Here is a 21,309-nt window from a genome sequence, read left to right as displayed (position 1 = left end):
TGTGATTAAAACTTGGAAGTTTGATTTCTAAATAGCACAAAATATCACTTGCGGCATTGTAGGCTTGGCCACGTACTTCCTCACTTTCATCCGATAACGCGACATTGACAATATCGAGTATCTTGTCCGATAAAAGACATTGGAATCTTCTAGCGATATGTCCGAAACCCAAAATAGCGTTTGCGCGCACTTGATAATGCTGGTGTGCAGAAAGTTTTAAGCAAATTTCTTCACAAAACTCCTGATCGTCATCATACATAGATACCATTATTGGTACACGTAAGACTTCACTTGGGTTATCCCTTTCTAAAATTTGCGGTATATCTTCGTAATCCATAGAGTTATCTTCACACCTAACGCCCTGTTAATGGGCAAAATATAGTTGGCTAGAATAAGCGACGAAGGAGCAAAAGCCAACTGTATTTTGTCCTTGTTTAACAGCTTGTTAGGTTAAAACCCCCAGTCCTTTGAGTATTGCCTTATAAAGGACCATTTGTCATCCATATTCGAATCAATCTCAACTTTATGCTGGGAAAATTGTTGGCTTATTGAGACGTTCAATGTTGCAACATCGAAGTCTTTTTTAGAATACATATAGTAAACTCTATTACCACCAAAAGTTTCGACTAATACTGTGATACCCGTATTTCCATTTTCTAGATATTTTATAAGAAACTCATCAAAGTCTCCTAAAGTATTATTGTATTCTGACACAGGTAAGCCGGTATCCGTAGTTTGACTCAATGAATGTGTAACAGAAATGAATTTGGGGAATTTGACCGATAACTCATCGTAACTAAGCCCTTTAGGAACTCTTAAATGCAAAGGATATCCTTCATACTCAAATTTACCAGTAATCCATAATTGTTCTTTTGCCATAGCTCCACCAACGATAAATAGGAATGTTAAAATTGCGACACGATTCATTTTTTAACCTAACGCCCAATTAAGGGGCTTTTTATCGTTTGCCAAAATGTGTAGCGCAGCGAAACCAGGCAAACTGTAAAAAGTCCCGCTTGAATTGCTTGTTATATGCAGCGCCAGTAAAAACAAACACTACACGAATTTAAAGGCACCCGTTATAAAACGACCAACCGTGAACTTTTGAGCGTTAACACAACAGGCCGAACTAAATTAATAACTTTGTTACCTTTGAAAAAGGATTAAATTACAAAGTTTATTAGTGCATACACTAAACAGTTTTAGCGAAAAACACTACGTAAAAATCTCTTGCTCTAATACGTAATTCTTTAAAGCATATAACGCCCTGTTAAGGGGCTGATAAATGTTTGGCTAAAATGTGTAGCGAAGCGAAACCGAGCCAAACTTTAGCAGTCCCGCTTGAACAACTTGTTAGGTTAACTTTTTCAGACGCATTGATAGAAAAACTATCAAGCCCCCCATTAACCCTGTGGCTATACCGCCACTAAAATCCAAACTAATAAGAATTGGTTTTAAAATAAAAATTGAGAGTAATACTAAAGGGATAAGGAGAATTCCAGCAACCTTAAAGCTTACAAACAGCTTAATAGTTTCCGAGCAATGGGGACAATTCTTAATTTTTCCAAATTTATTTAATGCTTTTGAAAACAAGCCTATTTTCTTATCGCAGTGTGGACACTTCATTGATACTTCCTTGTTAACCTAACGCCACATTAAGCGGCAACTTTACAGTTTGTTAAAATTGAGCGAAGCGAACAACAAACTGTAAATTGTCCGTTTGAATGCCTTGTTAGGTGTTTATTCTGGTGGCCAAGGTCTAATTTGGTTTTGAATTTGGTCTTCTAAATTCCAGCCTTCTGGTTTAGCTTTTTTCTCAAACCAAACACACCCACCTTTTACCCATTCATTGTAAAAATCAAGATCGTCATCATAGCCATATTCGCAGCCGCAACAATCACAAATATTGTATGAACATCTCAGTTCATACACTGATTTGTAACTTTCATCAATTTTAAAGCCGCAAACTGGGCAATGATTTATTGGCAAACTCACGAAACACCTAACGCCTTACTAAGCGGCGCGAAATTGTTGGCTAAAATGTACGAGGAACGAGTGCTAGCCAACTGTTTAGCGTCCGTTTGAGTAACTTGTTATATTTTTATTACACTAAAACCAATGACTTTTCATAGCAAGTAAAAATTCAGGAGCAATTGGAAAACCAGATAAGTCACCTAAGACTGAATCGATAGAACATTTAGGACAAAAGGCAGTCTGGCCCAAACCCTGATCATTTTTATCAGTCCATTGTTCTATATCTGAAGGCGAAAAAATATGCCCACAACAAAAACAGCCGCAAACTTTACTAGCCATGATTTCTGAACGATGAAATATAGATTTTTTATGTGCTGCTTTAAGTCTTTCTAATGAATTCATAATTAAATATCGCAAATCCTTTGCTGAAAATATAACGCCCTGTTAAGGGGCAAATTTTAGTTGGCTAAAATGTGAAGCGAAGCGGAACCAGCCAACTGTAATTTGTCCCGCTTGAACAGCTTGTTATGTGTCTGTATCAACATACTTCTGAGCTTCTTTATGACCATTTGATGCTGCAATAGTTAGCCAGAAATTACCTTTTTCAACATCTTTATCAAGATACTCGCCTTCAAAATAACAATAGCCGAGAAAATACTGTGCATTGCTATGGCCTTTATTTGCAGCCAGATTTAACCAGTATTCTGCATGACCGAGGTTTACCGGACCGCCAAAACCATCAAGACATACAATGGCATAATCACATTGACAGTCTAAATCTCCTTTTTGAGCATTACTTTTAAGGTGCTCTCGAATATCTTGATCGCTAACCTCTTCTTCAAAGGAGCTTGAAATTAATCCTTTTAATCTGCTCACAACAGAGAACATATTCACCTGACACATAACGCCCATATTAAGGGGCTTTTTATAGTTTGCCAAAATGTGTAGCGCAGCGAAACTAGGCAAACTGTAAAAAGTCCCACTTGAATTACTTGTTATATTGCAAATTCTTCATATGAAACTGTTTTAAGTTCCATAATATTAGGAATAGTATAAGTTTGCCCGCCATAGGTAATTTGCACTTTCAAAATGACATTTTCATCCTTTGTAATAAGAAAATGACTTCTCATATAATCTTTATGGGCGCTATTGTCAGCTTTGACCAAAGTAGTGATTAACTCATTATCATTTTGCAATAAAGTTACTGTTATTTCGTTCAGTTTATCTTTTTGCTTTATAGACTTAGGGTAAACCAACATAACCCAATAACTTTCTCCCTCGGCTGGCTTTCCTATAATTTTTTTAATTCCAAAATCTAGTGCCTGCTTAGATGAAATAATTAGAGGTATATTTACAACTGATTTAGCAAAGGTAAAAGAACTAATAATAACCAACGCCACTGCTAGAATTTTACTCATACGTTCCTTGCAATATAACGCCCTGTTAAGGGGCAAATTGTAGTTGGCTAAAATGTGAAGCGAGGCGGAACCAGCCAACTGTTATTTGTCCCGCTTGAACAGCTTGTTATAAGTACCTATATAATCCACTGCGATAAGATTTTCGTAGTTTTTAGTTCATTGTCCAAGCCAATATGAGTAAGCCCAGAGCCACCGCACTTAAAGCCTGACGATTCAATATCATAACTGTAATATGAGATAAATGGAGCAATTGGTATCACGATAGTTTTGATATTATTTATATGGGATGTGGCTTCATAGTTAGCAATTTTATAGTTTACAGATCTTGCTTGCGATATATAAGGAGACCATAAGGTAATACCATTTGGATATTCGTCTTTTTCTTGTTCAGCTTTACCGATACATTGCTGATCCATTTTAGTGATTAACTCCTGAGTCTCCGGAACAATCCGAATCCAAGTTAAGCAATATAATAAAATGAATACTATTCCTACAATTTTCAAATGCACAACCCTTGGTACTTATAACGCCAAGCTAATAGGCGTTTATAGTTTGGCTAAAATTGTGAGCGCAGCGAAACGAGCCAAACTTTAAACGTCCCATTGAGCGCCTTGTTATGCGCTGGTTGCGATTACCACAAACAGCGCCATTTATATAAATAAATGTGGCAGCCCGACCGTAGAAAACAAGAATACCTACGCAGCGCGACACACCAAACCATGAATTTTGAGCCACTTAATTACAATGGCTTTTACCACCAAACTTACTTTGGCGAAAAACTGTTGAGCCAAAAGCTGAAACAGCAAACTTAGTACTTACGTTACCAAGACAAAGAATTGGCAGCAAGCACCCTAGCCTTTGTAAAACACCAACCGAAAACAATAGATTTAACTGAATTCGCGGCTGACGCATAACGCCCTGTTAAGGGGCTGATAATGTTTGGCTAAAATTGTGTAGCGAAGCGAAACCGAGCCAAACTTTAGCAGTCCCGCTTGAACAGCTTGTTAGCTGTACATACTCGTCAAAGCCGTTTTACCAACGACAAAAATTAAACCAAGCCAACCTAAAATAAATGCAACATCTTCATTTAAACCAACACTCAAAAACTCTGAGTAACCATCCACAATTTCACTTGCGGGTTTAGAATAAATGATTAAACACAAAAACATACTTGGCTCTAAGAAATAGAACCAAAATTCTCCAATATATTCATTGCGATAATCTGAAGTGAGCATATAACTTATGAAGCTAACAAAAAGTATAACACCTGCGTATTTTCCGAGCTTCCAATTTTTAAAGTTATCAGAAAGTGACATGCTGTATTCATGTTGTGAATACCAATGACAGATTATTAAAGGTAGTAACACAGATATTGTTAAAATAGCGAAATCCATAGGTGCTGAAATATCCTTGTACAGCTAACGCCTTACTAAGAGGCAAATAACAGTTGGTTAAAATAAGCGACGAAGGAGCAAAAACCAACTGTTATTTGTCCTTTTGAGTAACTTGTTATGTGTTTGATATACTGTACTTATTTTCTTCCTGCTATTATTGAATTAAGAAATTCATCGTCACCCTCATTTATATCGACTGCCTGCTCATTAAGCGTAACAATCCTATCCTTTTCCATCCAGTCAGGAATTGTATCTACCACAGATAATTCTGGATATTTATCGATGATTTCCTGTGCAGATTTGGCAAAAAAACACCTCCAAACGCCACCAGTACCGTAGTCATAGCATGTTAAAAATATATTTTTCATAACAAAGCCTAGAGAAACACATAACGCCCAATTAAGGGGCTTTTTATCGTTTGCCAAAATGTGTAGCGCAGCGAAACCAGGCAAACTGTAAAAAGTCCCGCTTGAATTGCTTGTTATATGCAGCGCCAGTAAAACAAACACTGCTAGAACTTAAAGGCACCCGTTATAAAACGACCAACCGTGAACTTTTGAGCGTTAAGCACAACTGGCCGAACTAAATTAATAACTTTGTTGCCTTTGAAAAAGGTATAAATAACAAAGTTTATTAGTGCATACACTAAACAGTTTTAGCGAAAAACACTACGTAAAAAGTATCTTGCTCTAATACGTAATTCTTTAAAGCATATAACGCCCAATTAAGGGGCTTTTTAATAGTTTGCCAAAATGTGTAGCGAAGCGAAACTTGGCAAACTTTAAAAAGTCCCGCTTGAATTGCTTGTTATATGCAGCGCCAGTAAAAACAAACACTGCTAGAACTTAAAGGCACCCGTTATAAAACAATCAACCGTGAATTTTTGAGCGTTAAGCACAACTGGCCGAACTAAATTAATAACTTTGTTACCTTTGAAAAAGGTATAAATAACAAAGTTTATTAGTGCATACACTAAACATTTTTAGCGAAAAACACTACGTAAAAAGTATCTTGCTCTAATACGCAATTCTTTAAAGCATATAACGCCCATATTAAGGGGCTTTTTATAGTTTGCCAAAATGTGTAGCGCAGCGAAACTAGGCAAACTTTAAAAAGTCCCGCTTGAATTGCTTGTTATATGCAGCGCAATTTAAAACAAACACTACACGAATTTAAAGGCACCCGTTATAAAACAACCAGCCGTGAACTTTTGAGCGTTAGCACAACTGGCTGAACTAAATTAATAACTTTGTTGCCTTTGAAAAAGGAATAAACAACAAAGTTTATTAGTGCATACACTAAACAGTTTTAGCGAAAAACACTACGTAAAAAGTATCTTGCTCTAATACGTAATTCTTTAAAGCATATAACGCCCATATTAAGGGGCTTTTTAATAGTTTGCCAAAATGTGTAGCGCAGCGAAACCAGGCAAACTTTAAAAAGTCCCGCTTGAATTGCTTGTTATATGCAGCGCAAGTTAAAACAAGTGCTACACGAATTTAAAAGCACCCGTTATAGAACGACCAACCGTAAACTTTTGAGCGTTAGCACAACTGGCTGAACTAAATTAATAACTTTGTTACCTTTGAAAAAGGTATAAATAACAAAGTTTATTAGTGCATACACTAAACAGTTTTAGCGAAAAACACTACGTAAAAAATCTCTTGCCTTTATACGTAATTCTTTAAAGCATATAACGCCCATATTAAGGGGCTTTTTAATAGTTTGCCAAAATGTGTAGCGCAGCGAAACCAGGCAAACTTTAAAAAGTCCCGCTTGAATTGCTTGTTATATGCAGCATAAGTAAAAACAAACGCTACACGAATTTAAAAGCACCCGTGATAAAACAACCAACCGTGAACTTTTGAGCGTTAGCACAACTGGCTGAACTAAATTAATAACTTTGTTACCTTTGAAAAAGGTATAAATAACAAAGTTTATTAGTGCATACACTAAACACTTTTAGCGAAAAACACTAAGTAAAAAATCTCTTGCTCTAATACGTAATTCTTTAAAGCATATAACGCTCTGTTAAGGGGCTGATAATGTTTGGCTAAAATGTGTAGCGAAGCGGAACCGAGCCAAACTTTAGCAGTCCCGCTTGAACAGCTTGTTAGGTGAATTTACTCCTGAAAGGGAATTAATGGAATAGTTAACAGCAAAATAAATAAACCTATTAAACATGCATTTAAAATAAATCCCAAATAGTACTTTGGTAACAACCTAATTTTAAATATTAAAACTAATGTCGTTGTAAAAAGACCAGTAAAGCAGCCGATTACCCATATTAAAAAAGGATTAAAATCATTAGTTTCAGGGGCAATTAACACAAAAGACATTAGCCCAAGTAGCGAACAAACAAGAGAGAAGTATGATAAAAGGTTAAATGCAAAACTCGCAACTTTCACTTATTCACCTAACGCCCATATTAAGGGGCTTTTTATCGTTTGCCAAAATGTGTAGCGCAGCGAAACCAGGCAAACTGTAAAAAGTCCCGCTTGAATTGCTTGTTATATGCAGCGTAATTTAATACAAACGCTACACGAACTTTAAGGCACCAGTTATAAAACAACCAACCGTGAACTTTTGAGCGTTAAACACAACTGGCCGAACTAAATTAATAACTTTGTTACCTTTGAAAAAGGAATAACAACAAAGTTTATTAGTGCATACACTAAACAGTTTTAGCGAAAAACTCTACGCAAAAAATCTCTTGCCCTAATACGTAATTCTTTGAAGCATATAACGCCCCAATAAGGGGCTGATAATAGTTTGCTAAAATGTGAAACGAAGTGGAACTGAGCAAACTGTTAGCAGTCCCGCTTGATTGGCTTGTTATGTGTTGGCTGACAACTTACTGTAAATCAATTGTTTTTTAGCCTCAGATTTACAACTATCAAATTGTTCAAATAAACCAAACCAAAAAAGCCGTTCATTCATTGTCATGCCACCGATGTTTCCGATTGCACTTGTGCTGAAAGATGACCACAACTTATAAAGGTGATTATGAGTTTCTTCACTCTCAATCCGAGAGTGACCAAAAAACCTTTCAATGGTCGATTTAAGCTTAACCACATTTTCACTATTAAGCTTCCAATCTTTCAATACGCCCAATAATTTAGCAACATCAGCGTCGTTATCGTATTTTTGGACTTCGTTGACAAATTCATCGTAATTCATAGAAACACATAACGCCCAATTAAGGGGCTTTTTATCGTTTGCCAAAATGTGTAGCGAAGCGGAACCAGGCAAACTGTAAAAAGTCCCGCTTGAATTGCTTGTTATATGCAGCGCCAGTAAAAACAAGCGCTACACGAATTTTAAAGCACCCGTTATAAAACGACCAACCATGAACTTTTGAGCGTTAGCACAACTGGCTGAACTAAATTAATAACTTTGTTACCTTAGAAAAAGGATTAAAAAGCAAAGTTTATTAGTGCATACACTAAACAGTTTTAGCGAAAAACACTACGTAAAAATCTCCTGCTCTAATACGCAATTCTTTAAAGCATATAACGCCACGCTAAGCGGCAAAAATTTGTTGGCTAAAATAAGCGAGGAACGAACAAAAGCCAACTGTTTTTTGTCCGTTCTTGAGCGCCTTGTTATGTAGCCGATACACACACACCATATACATAATCATCTGAGTATTCATTGTTGCGAAATGTGTTTTGTTTTAAGCAACCTTCACGTGAAAAACCCGACTTTTCAAGCACTTTATATGAACCTATATTATTAACAGAGCATCTTGCAACCAACTTATTTAGTTGTATTTTTTTAAAAGCGTAAGTTTTGAGGAGCTCTAATGCCTCTGTTGCAACCCCTTTACCTTGTGCTTCAGTTTTAAGTAGATAACCTACCTCAGCTATTTTTGCTTGATGATCAGTAATTTTTAAGCCAATACTCCCTAGCTTTTCCCCAGAGGAAACTTCATCAATAGCGAAACAAAGCCATTGGTCGGACTCAGCTTTCCAGGGCTGAGTGCGCTCTTTAAATCTTTGCTGTGTCTCTTCAATTGAAAAAGGTTCATAAACATATTTCATAATATTTGGGCAAGTGTTTAACACTTTGAACAATTCCCAATCAGACTTATCTAAAAGTCGGAGTTTCACTTTACTACCTGATACTTGCACAAACTTCCCTTGAGGCTACATAACGCCCCAATAAGCGGCGGATAATAGTTGGCTATAATTGTGAACGAAGTGAACGCAGCCAACTGTTATACGTCCGACTTGATTGGCTTGTTATATGCCTTTACAACTTTTTTGACAACCAAATAGCTAATTTAGTTGACTGTTTAACTATAAATTTAATCGGAAAATATACTATAGAATCAGAGCCATTAGTTATTCCAAGTTTTTGATGTACTTCTTCATCTGCCTTTATACTCAACACCGCTTCATAAGCACTTTGACTATTCTGTTTGAGGTAATCCAATTGATATTCAAGATGATGCAAAACAGTAGTTTCAACGGCATCAGTGCAAACCCATATAGCCCTGCGCCCCAAAAGCGCAGTTATAAGACCCAAAATAGAACCGCCGAATGACCAAAGCCCTAAAGCGTAACAATGCCTAACGTTATTTGACTTGAGCCAAGTATCAAAAACATTAAAATGTTCTTGTTCGTGATGCAACATCTCATCTAGCTGCGCAACTAAATCCTTATATAAAAACCTAGCAACAAATCGCTGGGATTTATAAATGCTTATCGCTCCGCATTCACCAGCATGGTCGACACGAATAATTCTTTCTACTTCTATCGATGGCATATAGAGTTTCCATACTGGCATATAACAGCTTATTAGTAGGAAAATTTCTCACTTTCATGCAAGTCCCTACAAATTCACCTTGTTAAAATATACACTTACGCTAATTCTTTTCTACAAAAGAATCAATGACTAAACATAAAAATTAGGTTTTACATGCGTGAAAGTAGGAAAAATGCACACTTTCTTTTGCAGAAAGGAGGAAACAAGGCCAACTGTACATATGCACAGTGCAAAATTAAATATTTGGAATTATTTTTACTTTAACACTTATTGCCCATACATTAGGTTAAAGATGAACTGAATACTGCAGTAAAATAACCACCAGTTTATCAGCCAACTCTAAATTACTTTAAATCAGCTCATAGAAATAAAAAAGGCTCACAATATGAGCCTTTTCCAATATAAAACGAAGTTAGTTTATCAAACGCAAATTCTATTTAATGTGGTATCAACTTCTGCAGCCGTTTGTTGCTGCATTTCTGCCAATTCAGCAACGGTAGACAAACCACTATTTAACTCACGACTAAGCTCTACAACCATCGACATATTATCGTTAATTGACGAAGTTGAATGCTGCTGTTCGTTAGTGCCCTGTGCTATTTGCGAAGTTAATGTGTCCACCTCGGTAAATACCTGACCAATTTGTTGCAATGCTTCAACAACTTGCTCGGAATGAGCAAGACTATCTTGTGATAAACTTTGCCCGCGACTTATAGCATTAACAGCATTGGTTGATTTTTCTTGCAAACCTTCAACCATGGCATTAATTTCAACTGTTGCTTCTTGTGTACGGTGCGCTAATGCGCGTACTTCATCGGCAACAACTGCGAAACCTCGCCCTTGCTCACCGGCACGTGCAGCTTCAATTGCAGCATTAAGTGCCAGTAAATTAGTTTGGTCAGCAATACCACGAATAACTTCCAAAACACTACCAATACGAGACGATTCTTCTTGTAACAACGCTAAATCAGACGCCATTGCGGTCACTTCGTTCGCAAAGTCTTCAATGGTATGTTGACTAGTATTTGAGGCATTCGTGCCTTGCTCTAAAATGGTTAACACTTGATTAGTAGTATCGCTAACTTGTGTTGCACTTTCCGATAATGTTGTTGAAGTTAATGCAACTTGGTCAATTGAGCTGGCCATTTGCTCTATTTGGCTAGCCGATTGATTTACCGCATTTACAGAGTCTGACATTTGCCCCGCTAACGACGCAGAGCCTTGTTTTAATCGCTCAGACTCACCACGAATTTCACTAACAACATCAGCTAAATTAGCAATAAAGCCTGAAAGTTTATTCACCACTTCAGCAAGATCATCATTGTTTTCATCTTTAGCAAGTTTTGTTGGCGCTTCATCAACACTAGCCACTTGTGTAACATATGTTTGCAATTGTAGAAGTCGTTGACTCAGTTTTTTATCTGCGTAGATGTAGCCAACCGCAACTTGCACTAATACCATAATAAATACTAACAATAGTGTCATACTATGGCTGATATCATCGCCTAGGCTCAACAACGTAAGCAAGAAGACAACACCAATGAAAATAGTCGGGATCAATAGTTTAATACTTAAGCGGTTTGACATTTACTTTCCAAATTCGTGATTATAATTATTGTATTAATTTTTCAATGCGCTAATTACGTTACTGCGGTATCGCCAATTAGCCATGCTAAATTTACAATTAAATTACATGCTATTGTGTTACTTTACTATTAGTTTTTTCATTCAAGGTGAAATAATTATTAGTGAAGCAACATGCTTTGCTTAATCGTTCAAAAACAAGGCAGAAATATGACATTAGCAACAATTTTTATCATTATCGTTGCCCTTGGCTCAGTAATCGCTGGTATTTTATTACTGAAACAGTCGGCAGGTAAGTTCAAACTTAGCGAAGAGCAACAGCAAAAAATTAAAGCAAGAGAGGCCGAACAAGTTAAAAAAGACCAAGAGCAGAAATAACAGTTATTAGCGGGTTAATTCCGATAAATGGTTTGAATTAAATGAAAACCAAATTTGGTTTTTATTGGCCCATGCACCTCTAAAACGGCTTTTTTAAATACAACATCATCAAAGGCCTTCACCATTTGACCACGCTTAAACTCACCTAAATCCCCGCCTTTTTTGGCTGAGGGGCAAGTGGAGTTTTTCTTTGCAAGTTGTCCAAAATCAGCACCTTTGGCAATTTTTGCTTTCAACTCTTGAGCAAGCTTTTCACTTTTCACTAAAATATGACGTGCACAAGCTGTAGCCATATTATTCTCCTAAATAAATTCAATACCGCCATTATAACGAAACTTAAACATTGAGCGAAACAAATGCTTCAAATTCAACAGTAATAAAGTAAATCACCTATAAATATTGTGGTTTTAATATGAAAGCTTTAACAAAGCTAAGACCAGTTTTTACTTTACTTGTTAGCACAACAACTTAAAATCACCATATATTTTCCTTATTGGTTTTCTCATGAGCTCAATACAGCATTTATTTGATAACAATCAGCAATGGTCTGACAAAATTAAACAAGAAGATCCAAACTTCTTTAAAAACCTATCAGAACAACAAACTCCAGAGTACTTATGGATTGGTTGCTCAGATTCACGCGTTCCAGCTAATGAATTATTAGGTATGCAACCGGGTGAAGTTTTTGTTCATCGTAATATTGCCAACCAAGTTATTCATACAGATCTTAACTGTTTATCAGTTATTCAATTCGCCGTGGAAGTATTAAAGGTTAAACACGTTATAGTTTGTGGCCATTACGGCTGTGGTGGCGTTATCGCCTCACTTGATGATAAAAGCCATGGTTTAATCGATAACTGGTTACATCATATTAAAGACGTATACCGTTTTCATAAAGAACGCTTAGACGCCGTTGAAGATAAAGAAGAAAAACTCAAGCTATTGTGTGAGTTAAACGTAATTGAGCAAGTTGCTAACGTTTGTAATACCACCATTTTAAAGAGAGCTTGGGCTGCCGAGCAAGATATTACCGTACATGGTTTTGTTTACAATTTGCATGACGGTATTTTAAAAGACTTAGAAGTATCAGTAGAAAGTAACTAGTTTTTTCTAGTCTAAGTTCTACTCTTCTTTCTAAACGTTTATAAAACAAAAAGGCTTAACAGTTACAGTTAAGCCTTTTTTATCGAACATTTTAACCCATTAATTTAGCATAGCTAAACGTTCTTTCTGTCCCTGCTCTCGTTCAACATAATGAAACCATTGCTTGGCCGTTTTTGCCGATTTTGGAATTTTTTGCGCTTGTGTAAAGGCAAGCAAAGCTTCGTCAAACTCTTCCAAGTTAAACTGCGCCATACCTATTACTAAGTGCATATCGCCTTCACGGTTAATGTTACCGCGAATTAAAGCACTGTTCGCCGCTTTAATGGCTTCTGGCCAGCGTTCTAAATTTAAGTATGCTTGTGCTAATTGCACATCAAACTTGCCTGAATCAGCAATTTCAGAAGCTTTAGTTAGTACAGGTAGTGCTTTTTCATCTTCTTTCGCTGCAACATAGGCTTGCGCTAAGGCCTCAAGGCTTTTTTCACTGGCAACCACAGTTCCATTCGCTATGGCTTGTTCTAATAATACTGCGGCCTTAAAAGGTACTTGGTGAAAACGATAAAGTTGCGCTAAAGTCATCACATCGTTTTCTTTAGTGATATGCCCTGCTTGCCAAGACGCTTCCATAACAGCCAATTGCTTTTCTTCTTCGCCAACTTCGCCGTACATACCCGCCAGCTGCAACCAATACTCAGGTTTATCAAAAAGGCGCACTAGTTGCTCAATCACCTCAACAACCTTCTCTGGTTGTTTAAGTTCGTAATAGCTCGCCCGTTGTAAAATCAACCAATTTTCTTTAATGGCCGTGTTGTTTTGCTTAGCGAGGGCAATGGCTTGTTCAAGCTCAGGAATAACTTTATCGAACTGCTTATCTTGATAATAAATTTGCGCATACATCACATGTTGTTGTGCCGTTAATGCTTTATTGTTATTCGCTTGCCACTGTTGCAAATACGCCAAGGCTTGTGGGTAATCTTGCTGTTGCATTGATAATTGCGCTAACGAATATACTGTTGATAAATATAAAGAATCAGGAATAGCTTCTTCTTTTATCACTAACTCAAAATGTTCAATAGCCGACGCTATATCGTCATTACCATAAAACATAAAAGCATAGAAATTCCATAGCATAGCGCGTTCGTAACTATTTAAGCTATCTATGCGCTCTTTCACTTCGTCAAGCACGTCAAAGCCGGCAATTTTCACGCCTTCATCAGCAAGCTTTTGCGCCCTGGCCAACTGGCTATAAACGCGATTACGCATTGCCGGTACTTTTTTAGCGGTGCGCTTTTTAGCCAGCTTTTGCTCATCAGTCTTAGCTGGGTTATCTGCCGTTTTTCCATAAGCTACATTGGTAGCGGCCAAGCCACACACTAAGCTCACACTCAATAAAGGTACAGCTAATTTTTTCATTAACATGATCTGCTCTCCTCTTTTGTTATATTTATTTTTCTATTCACTTTTAGCCATCTATGGCAAACGATATTTTGTTTTGAACACCTGCCACTTCCATAGCAACGCCATCAACCACTCGAGGTTTATATTTAAACTTCAACGCCGCATCTAATGCTGCACGGTTAAAAATATTTTCTGGCTCTGCATGCACAACCACAGCATCACGCACAGCACCAGTTTTAGTGACGGTAAACTCAACAATTACAAAACCTTCTATACCACGCGCCTGTGCTCGGCGTGGGTAAATAGGTGCTACTTTTACAATAGGTAAGTAATCACCATCGCCACTTTCCAGGCTTAGCCCGCCACTTAAACCACCTTCGAGAGCAACCTCTGCCGAAAAACTACTGCTAACCGCTTGTGCATTTGGGTTAGCTTGTGCCATTTGCGGTTGTACCATAGGCGGTGGCGGCGTTTTAGGTTTAGCTGGCTTTTGCGGCTTACGCTCTTTTTTGACAACTTGCTGTTCTTTTTTAAGGCGAATAAAGTCAAGTACATTACCACGCGGCGGCTCAGACATTACATCATTACCACCGGAAATAAGTGCTTGCATACCCCACAACAAACCTAAGGTTGTAACAACGGCAAGTGCCAAACCAATCAGGTATCGGCTACTGGTTTGCAGTAGCACTGACGGTGCTTTAATTACATTCGCCGTTTGTACACTTGTCATTTGTACATTTGACATGGTTAGGCCTCTTGCGCAGCAATTGAAACATCATAAACGCCGGCAGCTCGAGCAGAGTCCATTACCTTGATCAAAACATCTGTAGTTGCTTTTTTATCGGCTTGAATAACAACCGTACCTTGCGGGTTTTCTGCTTTTAGTCGTTCAATATTGGCTTGTACAGCACGCACATCAATGCGACGTTTATTGATCCAAATTTCACCTTTATCACTAATAGCAACTAAGATGTTGGCACGCTCTTTTTTTACTGCTGTGGCTGCTTCTGGGCGGTTAACTTCAATACCGGCCTCTTTAACAAACGATGCGGTAACGATAAAAAATATTAAAAGGATAAATACAACATCTAACATAGGTGTCATATTGATCTCTTCGCTTTCTTCCTGCTCTTGTAGCATTTTATTTAATTGCGAACGCATAATTTTTCTCTTTTAAAAGTGTGTTCATTTCGGCTTGTTAAGCCCGTACTAGCCTATGGTTTAATGATTAACTTCCATTGCATCTTCTAGTAACTCGGTTTCACGCTTAGCATTGCGTTGTAGCCAAGTTGCTGCAAATACACCTGACAACGACCCCACCATGCCGGCCATTGTTGGTATGGTGGCGCGCGAAACACCTGATGCCATTGAGCGCGCGTTACCACTGCCTGAAATAGCCATAACATCAAATACTTCGATCATGCCCGTTACCGTACCCAGTAACCCCAATAACGGACATAACACTACTAGGCTTTGGATAAGCGGCAAGTTAGTGCTTAACATTGCGCTGCCACGTGCAACAAGTGCACACCGTATTTGCTCGGCATACCATGAATGCTGTTCAGTACGGCTATGCCAATTGTGCTTTAGTTGTTTTTTAACGCGGCGATATCCCCAAAAAACAAAGATAAGGCGTTCAAATATCAACAACCACATCACCGCAATAACAACCGCAATAACCGTTAGAACCTGACCACCAGTTTCCATGAACTCACCGATGGTATTCATTAGTTCGATAAACCAAATCATGGTTTATGCTCCTTGCTCACTACTCTTTGTCCACTCAGCTCGTTCAGCAATAATACCGGCGCTTTGTTGTTGCAGCAGATTGATAATAGAGCGGCTACGGGTATGTAATAAGGTAAAAATAAACACCATAGGAATGGCAACTACCAAGCCAAGTACCGTGGTAACAAGCGCTTGTGATATACCACCAGCCATTAATTTAGGGTCACCTGTGCCAAATAATGTAATGGCTTGGAAGGTATTGATCATGCCGGTTACGGTACCAAGTAAACCAATAAGCGGCGCAACTACCGAGATAATTTTTATCAAGGTTAGTCGACTTGATAATTTAGGCACTTCTCGCAGAATTGATTCAGACAACTTAAGTTCTAAGGTTTCAGTATCGGCATTCGGGTTTTGCTCTTTAACTAACATAACACGGCCTAGCGGGTTGTCTGCATTGGCGGTATCACTTTTAAGCTGACGATTAACTTTTCCGCCAATTAAGAACAAGGTTACAAACCGCTCAAGGGCAATCAATAAACCGATTAAGCCAATCGCTAGAATGACATAACCAACTGGGCCGCCTTGCTCGACACGCTCTTGCGTATCAGGTGCTTGTACTAATAAACCAAGAATTGAACCACCGGTTGGGTCAAGTGCAAATGGTACCGCTTGATTCGATGTTGAGCTTAACGCTTGTGCGCTAGCTAAATAACGAGCAGACGGCTGACGAATTAACTCAGCTACAGAGCCAGTTTCATCTATATATTCAAGGTATTTACCGTTTGCAATTAAGTTGAAGCCACCAACACGGGTAACTTGTGTTAATTGTTTCTCCCCATTTGCCATAACCACATCACGGGTAAAGTTATGCACCTTACCGCTTTCAGTCATTTCACGCTGTAATTCAAACCATAAGCGTTCAATTTCTTCAATAGATGCCAGCTTTGACGAAGAGCCCATGCTTTGTGCTAGCTCATCTAAAAACTCACCACGATTTGCTATTTGTGCCGAAACCACCGAGGTTTGAAATTTGCTTTTGGTGTCACCCGCCACTTGTTGTAGTACGCCAAATAGCTCTTTTAGTTCACCCATACGACGTGATAATGCGTCAGTTTTATTTGCTAGTTTTACTTCATTGTCTTGAAACTGAGTTTCTAAACGCGTACTGGTATTAATGGCTTGATCACGTGTTGTTTTTGCTTTTTCAAGTAAACGGTTTTGTTCGTTTACCTTTAAGGTAAATTCTTGCTCACGCGCTTGGTTCTGTTTCGTTTGAGCAATTTGTCCGCTTTCTAAGCGTGATAATAGCTCGTCTAAATTACTGACTTGTTGCGCAGAAACCGCCGTCACTGTCATTAACGACGACAGCGCAAAAGAAGCAATTGAAAGCCTAGATAGTTTTTTAACTAATTTTAATGACGTAAAGTTTGTTTTATTGAAAGAAATCATCATTATTCTTCCTTATTCCGCTGAATTTTGCGCGACAGGCACAGTGATTAAATCAGGAGCAAGCTGCTTACGCGCAATACGTAATGCTTTATTAACAGGTAAGCGATACTCAGCAGAAAGTGGCTGCCACGACTGTGAAGACTGTTGCCACATGCCTAACTGCTGACCATCGCGAGTTTGGTAAACAAAACTAACGCGGCCAATGCGCAGGAAATCAACGTCGCGTTCAACACCGTCAACGGTCAATAAACCTGTATACGCTTCAATCGTCCGGCCATAATCAACCTCGACTTGATAAGCTTCTAGAACACGACGAAACTTTTCTGATACAGCAATATCGGCACGCTCTAACATGGCTTTTAAACCATCAAGGCGCTGGCTACGCTCGCTAGGTAAAAAAGGAATATCTAAGGTAACAAATTCTTCCAATGTGCTGATCATGCGAGCCATTAACGGTGAAATTTGGCGTTCAATTATGCTGACCTGCTCCATAGAAATATCAAGCTGCGCTAATTCTGCTAGCTGATTTTCAATTTGCTTATTCATTTGTTTGTTATAAACATTTAAGCCATCAAGCTCTTTATTAACAGTTTTGAATTGTTGTAATTTAGTTAGAATATTGCTGTTAATTGCGTCCACTTTTTGTTGTGACTTGTTGGCTGATTGGTTAATTTTTTGTCCAGCAGCAACAACATCGTTAAGTTGACTGTCTTGTGCAAACGCAGGCATAGCTATCGCAGCAGCGATAAGCGCAATTTGCATACGTTTAGGTAATGTATTTTGTTTCATTTTCCATAAAACCTTTTAGAAGCGAGAATTATTAAGTTCGGTATTGCCTGAGCTATACATCAACAACTTAATCACTTAGCAAAAATTTTAATGGTTCAATATGACAATCTGGTTTCACAAATGTTGCAGGTTTATTAAATGACAGATAAATGACATTTTTCTTACGCTAGCGAACGATTTAAGGCAAAATAGCCGCCGTTAAAAACTGTTATTGCGATATAACTAGCGAAGAGAATATGACGAGCAAAAACAAAATTTTCATTATTGGATTACCTCGTACAGGCACCACCAGTGTTTGTGCAGCAATGCTTAACCTAGGCTATAAAGTTGCCCACACGGCCTATACTGACAAAGCATTTGAAAGTGCTAAAGTGATAGCAGACACACCTGTTTTTTGTGATTACCAGCAATTAGATAACGCTTACCCAAATGCTAAATTTATATATTTAGAACGCTCGCTAGATAAGTGGTTACCGTCAATTCAGCAACTACTGTTACGTATGCATATAAATTTGGCACGAGACGACGGCGGGTTTAACCCAATAATAAAGCGCTGTTACCTGAATACCTTCGCACCTTATTCACTAGACAACATTAACAGTTATGAGTTTTTAGCTAACTGTTATCAACAACACTTTATGCAAGCACAAAATTATTTTCAGCAACGCACACAAGATTTTCTATCAATTGATATAAGCGCACCAAGCAGTTTTGAGCAGTTAGTTAATTTTTTAAAACTTGAAGAAAGCAGCTTGGCTATAAATACATTTGAAAAACTCAATGTAGGCGGCAAAGTTACCGCCTGGAAAGATATAAAAAGTGACTTGAAAGTCGACTCAACCAAAAAAGGTCGAGTCACTAAACTTCCCTACCCTATTGAGTAATCATCTTAGAACGAAAAAGGTTTGCAATACAAGTAAGACTGGGACTAAGAGCTAATTTATTCATTAGTTTCGTCGCTAATTGGTTTGTTCGTGAGTCAGCTTTTTACCTGTTGGGATCATCGCAGCAAAGATAACCGCTAATGCAATAAACACCGCAGATACCACTAAGCACGCGACTAAACCATAAACTTGAAACATCCAACCAGAGAGCACAGTGCCAAGTAATCTGCCGCAGGCATTGGCCATGTAGTAGAACCCTACGTCTAGCGAAACACCATCTTTACCCGCCATATCAACAATTAAAAAACTATGTAAAGACGAGTTAATGGCAAACAAAACAGCAAACACCGTTAAGCCAGCAATAATCACCCAAAATGCTGCGACGTCATTGGCAAGTGCAATCGCCATTACAGCAGGCACAAATGCAAGTAATGCTCCCCACTTAGCAGCATCAAAACCATTAGGCACAGAACCCGATGACTTTGCCGTTAACTTTGGCGCGATTGTTTGAATAAAGCCATAAAGTATTACCCATGCCGCCATAAAGCCGCCAACCCAGCTATGCTGCCAACCAAACTGTGCGGCCAGAAATACCGGTAATGCGACAACAAACCAAACATCACGTGCAGCAAACAAAAATAATCTAGCAGCAGAAAGTAAATTTATCGCTCGGCTTTTCGAGAATATTTCCTTAAACTTTGGCTTATTTTTCGCTTTACCTAAGTCTGCGGTAAGTTTAATAATACTAAATAACCAAACTAGCGTTAACATAACCGCCATTACCGCTATAGCGCCAGTAAAGCCGAGCAATGTTAATAACAAACCACCTAGAAAAAAGCCGACACCTTTTAAGGTGTTTTTTGAGCCGGTAAGAATAGCTACCCATTTGTAAAGCTGGCTGCTTTCATCAGCTGACACCAGCAACTTAATAGAGCTTTTCGCACTCATTTTATTCAGGTCTTTAGCAATTCCTGACAAAGCTTGGGCAACCATGACATAAACAACGGTAAGCATCTCATTAGGAACCAATAGCATAGCTAACGCAGCGATTTGCAGCCCTAAGCCAATATTCATGGTTTTATTTAGCCCTAAGCGTGCACCTAGCCAGCCACCAACTAAATTAGTAACAACACCGAAAATTTCATAGAAAAGAAACAGCATGGCAATACTAAGTGAGCTATAGCCTAATTGGTGAAAATACAACACCACTAGCATGCGCAAAGCGCCATCGGTCAGGGTAAACGCCCAATAATTACCGGTAATAACCAGGTATTGTTTAACTTGCTCAGGCAGCCCACTTAATATCTTCATATGCTATTCACTACTTATTTTTGTTTGCTGCTAAATCAGAGCGACCTACCATCAAGGCAATTTCCGCAGTACGGTTGGCATAACCCCACTCATTATCGTACCAAACATACAACTTCACCTGCGTACCGTTAACCACCATAGTTGAAGGCGCATCGATAATGCTCGAGCGTGGATCAGTTTTATAATCAATCGATACTAACGGGCGCTCTTCAAAACCTAGAATATCTTTTAGTTCATTTTCTGAAGCAGCTTTTAGTAGCGCGTTAACTTCTTGCTCTGTAGTCGCTCGCTCTAATTCAAATACGCAGTCAGTAATTGAGGCATTTGCTAATGGAACACGCACCGCATGGCCGTTAAGCTTTCCTTTAAGTTCTGGGAAAATATGGGTAATTGCCGTTGCCGAACCTGTGGTAGTTGGAATTAAGCTCATACCGCAGGCACGAGCACGGCGTAAGTCTTTGTGTGGCGCGTCTAATATTGTTTGGGTATTAGTAATGTCATGAATAGTGGTCATTGAACCATGTTTAATACCTATTTTTTCATGAATCACTTTTACTACTGGCGCAAGACAGTTTGTAGTACACGATGCCGCAGTAACAATAGGATGAATATCAGCATCATATTGGTCGTCATTAACACCCATAACAATATTTAATACACCGTCTTCTTTAACAGGCGCTGTTACCACCACACGTTTTACGCCTTGGTCAAAGTAGGCTTGTAACAAAGCTTTCTTCTTCATCACCCCAGAAGCTTCAATAACCACATCACAGTTTGACCAATCAGTATCAGCAATATTCTTATTACGAGTACAAGCAATGTGCTGAGAACTTACAATAATGTTGTCGTCATTGTACTCTGCTTGGTGATGCCAAATACCGTGCACTGAATCGAAGTTTAATAAGTGCGCTAATGTTTCTGCATTACCTGCTGGGTCGTTAATTTGAACAATTTCAATATCGTCCCAATCAAATGCTGCGCGCATTGTTAAACGCCCCATACGACCGAAGCCATTAATTCCTATTTTGATAGTCATATTTAATTCCTACTATTTGAACTCAATAACTTAATATAATGTTTTATTTAATGATTAGGCATAATTGCCCTATCTTAATGCTTATTTTG

The 21,309-nt window shown here is 38.4% G+C and carries 26 protein-coding genes; 3 read left to right on the top strand and 23 right to left on the bottom strand.

The genetic code is table 11. From position 1 onward, the window contains the following. From AC27HL_RS06390 to AC27HL_RS06325, 14 genes are all read right to left on the bottom strand, one after another. A partial coding sequence (locus AC27HL_RS06390) for a hypothetical protein (RefSeq protein ID WP_487079849.1) occupies positions 1 to 337 on the bottom strand: 337 nt, incomplete at its 3' end. A gap of 113 nt (positions 338 to 450) precedes the next feature. After that, the gene (locus AC27HL_RS06385; RefSeq protein WP_487079847.1) at positions 451 to 927 is read right to left on the bottom strand and encodes a DUF695 domain-containing protein; all 477 of its coding nucleotides are present in this window, start codon (positions 925 to 927) and stop codon (positions 451 to 453) included. Between the two features lie 426 nt (positions 928 to 1,353). Then, a complete protein-coding gene (locus AC27HL_RS06380; protein ID WP_487079846.1) occupies positions 1,354 to 1,626 on the bottom strand; it encodes a hypothetical protein in 273 nt (90 codons plus the stop codon). A gap of 114 nt (positions 1,627 to 1,740) precedes the next feature. Continuing rightward, positions 1,741 to 1,995, bottom strand: a complete 255-nt coding sequence (locus AC27HL_RS06375) for a hypothetical protein (protein ID WP_487079844.1) — start codon at positions 1,993 to 1,995, stop codon at positions 1,741 to 1,743. Between the two features lie 114 nt (positions 1,996 to 2,109). Next, on the bottom strand, positions 2,110 to 2,376 hold the full coding sequence (locus AC27HL_RS06370; protein WP_487079843.1) for a hypothetical protein: 267 nt from the start codon (positions 2,374 to 2,376) through the stop codon (positions 2,110 to 2,112). A 123-nt stretch (positions 2,377 to 2,499) separates the two neighbouring features. Further along, positions 2,500 to 2,850: a tetratricopeptide repeat protein gene (locus AC27HL_RS06365; protein WP_487079841.1), complete on the bottom strand. Its 351-nt coding sequence runs from the start codon at positions 2,848 to 2,850 to the stop codon at positions 2,500 to 2,502. Positions 2,851 to 2,969: 119 nt separating this feature from the next. Then, positions 2,970 to 3,392 carry a hypothetical protein gene (locus AC27HL_RS06360; protein WP_487079839.1) on the bottom strand — a complete coding sequence of 141 codons (423 nt, stop codon included), beginning with the start codon at positions 3,390 to 3,392 and terminating at the stop codon, positions 2,970 to 2,972. A 116-nt stretch (positions 3,393 to 3,508) separates the two neighbouring features. Beyond that, positions 3,509 to 3,808 carry a hypothetical protein gene (locus AC27HL_RS06355; protein ID WP_487079837.1) on the bottom strand — a complete coding sequence of 100 codons (300 nt, stop codon included), beginning with the start codon at positions 3,806 to 3,808 and terminating at the stop codon, positions 3,509 to 3,511. A 588-nt stretch (positions 3,809 to 4,396) separates the two neighbouring features. Continuing rightward, positions 4,397 to 4,786 (bottom strand): hypothetical protein, encoded by a 390-nt coding sequence (locus AC27HL_RS06350; RefSeq protein WP_487079835.1) that lies wholly within the window; start codon positions 4,784 to 4,786, stop codon positions 4,397 to 4,399. 137 nt (positions 4,787 to 4,923) lie between these two features. Then, positions 4,924 to 5,295, bottom strand: a complete 372-nt coding sequence (locus tag AC27HL_RS06345) for a hypothetical protein (RefSeq protein ID WP_487079834.1) — start codon at positions 5,293 to 5,295, stop codon at positions 4,924 to 4,926. Between the two features lie 2,326 nt (positions 5,296 to 7,621). Then, complete coding sequence (locus AC27HL_RS06340; RefSeq protein ID WP_140603751.1) at positions 7,622 to 7,966, bottom strand: hypothetical protein; 345 nt, start codon at positions 7,964 to 7,966, stop codon at positions 7,622 to 7,624. Between the two features lie 425 nt (positions 7,967 to 8,391). Then, on the bottom strand, positions 8,392 to 8,898 hold the full coding sequence (locus AC27HL_RS06335; RefSeq protein ID WP_487079833.1) for a GNAT family N-acetyltransferase: 507 nt from the start codon (positions 8,896 to 8,898) through the stop codon (positions 8,392 to 8,394). Positions 8,899 to 9,040: 142 nt separating this feature from the next. Beyond that, the gene (locus AC27HL_RS06330) at positions 9,041 to 9,556 is read right to left on the bottom strand and encodes a demethoxyubiquinone hydroxylase family protein (protein ID WP_487079832.1); all 516 of its coding nucleotides are present in this window, start codon (positions 9,554 to 9,556) and stop codon (positions 9,041 to 9,043) included. A gap of 420 nt (positions 9,557 to 9,976) precedes the next feature. Continuing rightward, on the bottom strand, positions 9,977 to 11,143 hold the full coding sequence (locus tag AC27HL_RS06325; RefSeq protein ID WP_487079831.1) for a methyl-accepting chemotaxis protein: 1,167 nt from the start codon (positions 11,141 to 11,143) through the stop codon (positions 9,977 to 9,979). A gap of 207 nt (positions 11,144 to 11,350) precedes the next feature. Here AC27HL_RS06325 and AC27HL_RS06320 point away from each other — a divergent pair, with 207 nt between their 5' ends. Next, positions 11,351 to 11,518 (top strand): DUF2897 family protein, encoded by a 168-nt coding sequence (locus tag AC27HL_RS06320; protein WP_487079830.1) that lies wholly within the window; start codon positions 11,351 to 11,353, stop codon positions 11,516 to 11,518. A gap of 14 nt (positions 11,519 to 11,532) precedes the next feature. Here AC27HL_RS06320 and ppiC read toward each other — a convergent pair whose 3' ends face one another. Beyond that, on the bottom strand, positions 11,533 to 11,811 hold the full coding sequence (gene ppiC, locus AC27HL_RS06315; RefSeq protein ID WP_487079829.1) for a peptidylprolyl isomerase PpiC: 279 nt from the start codon (positions 11,809 to 11,811) through the stop codon (positions 11,533 to 11,535). Positions 11,812 to 12,022: 211 nt separating this feature from the next. On the opposite strand from ppiC, the gene can reads away from it, so the two are divergent. Then, entirely contained in the window at positions 12,023 to 12,622 is a 600-nt protein-coding gene (gene can, locus AC27HL_RS06310) for a carbonate dehydratase (RefSeq protein WP_487079828.1), read from the top strand. Positions 12,623 to 12,721: 99 nt separating this feature from the next. On the opposite strand, the gene AC27HL_RS06305 is transcribed toward can, so the two are convergent. The 6 genes from AC27HL_RS06305 to AC27HL_RS06280 form a co-directional block, all read right to left on the bottom strand. After that, positions 12,722 to 14,041 (bottom strand): tetratricopeptide repeat protein, encoded by a 1,320-nt coding sequence (locus AC27HL_RS06305; protein ID WP_487079827.1) that lies wholly within the window; start codon positions 14,039 to 14,041, stop codon positions 12,722 to 12,724. A gap of 43 nt (positions 14,042 to 14,084) precedes the next feature. Then, complete coding sequence (locus AC27HL_RS06300) at positions 14,085 to 14,630, bottom strand: energy transducer TonB (RefSeq protein WP_487079920.1); 546 nt, start codon at positions 14,628 to 14,630, stop codon at positions 14,085 to 14,087. Between the two features lie 137 nt (positions 14,631 to 14,767). Then, a complete protein-coding gene (locus AC27HL_RS06295; RefSeq protein ID WP_487079825.1) occupies positions 14,768 to 15,181 on the bottom strand; it encodes an ExbD/TolR family protein in 414 nt (137 codons plus the stop codon). A 60-nt stretch (positions 15,182 to 15,241) separates the two neighbouring features. After that, complete coding sequence (locus AC27HL_RS06290; RefSeq protein WP_487079823.1) at positions 15,242 to 15,769, bottom strand: MotA/TolQ/ExbB proton channel family protein; 528 nt, start codon at positions 15,767 to 15,769, stop codon at positions 15,242 to 15,244. A 3-nt stretch (positions 15,770 to 15,772) separates the two neighbouring features. Beyond that, on the bottom strand, positions 15,773 to 17,203 hold the full coding sequence (locus tag AC27HL_RS06285; RefSeq protein WP_487079822.1) for a MotA/TolQ/ExbB proton channel family protein: 1,431 nt from the start codon (positions 17,201 to 17,203) through the stop codon (positions 15,773 to 15,775). 9 nt (positions 17,204 to 17,212) lie between these two features. After that, positions 17,213 to 17,989, bottom strand: coding sequence for a DUF3450 domain-containing protein (locus AC27HL_RS06280; protein WP_487079821.1), 777 nt, complete (start codon positions 17,987 to 17,989; stop codon positions 17,213 to 17,215). Between the two features lie 236 nt (positions 17,990 to 18,225). Between AC27HL_RS06280 and AC27HL_RS06275 the strand changes: the two genes are divergently transcribed. Next, positions 18,226 to 18,873 carry a sulfotransferase gene (locus AC27HL_RS06275; RefSeq protein ID WP_487079820.1) on the top strand — a complete coding sequence of 216 codons (648 nt, stop codon included), beginning with the start codon at positions 18,226 to 18,228 and terminating at the stop codon, positions 18,871 to 18,873. 75 nt (positions 18,874 to 18,948) lie between these two features. Here the strand turns inward: AC27HL_RS06275 and arsJ are convergent, their stop codons facing one another. Together arsJ and AC27HL_RS06265 are read right to left on the bottom strand one after the other, a co-directional pair. Continuing rightward, positions 18,949 to 20,184: an organoarsenical effux MFS transporter ArsJ gene (arsJ, locus tag AC27HL_RS06270; RefSeq protein ID WP_487079818.1), complete on the bottom strand. Its 1,236-nt coding sequence runs from the start codon at positions 20,182 to 20,184 to the stop codon at positions 18,949 to 18,951. A gap of 10 nt (positions 20,185 to 20,194) precedes the next feature. Further along, on the bottom strand, positions 20,195 to 21,220 hold the full coding sequence (locus AC27HL_RS06265; protein ID WP_487079817.1) for an ArsJ-associated glyceraldehyde-3-phosphate dehydrogenase: 1,026 nt from the start codon (positions 21,218 to 21,220) through the stop codon (positions 20,195 to 20,197). Positions 21,221 to 21,309: the final 89 nt, after the last annotated feature.

The sequence above is a fragment of the Colwellia aquaemaris genome (genome assembly GCF_057548755.1).
This window is presented reverse-complemented; position numbering and strand designations above follow the sequence as displayed.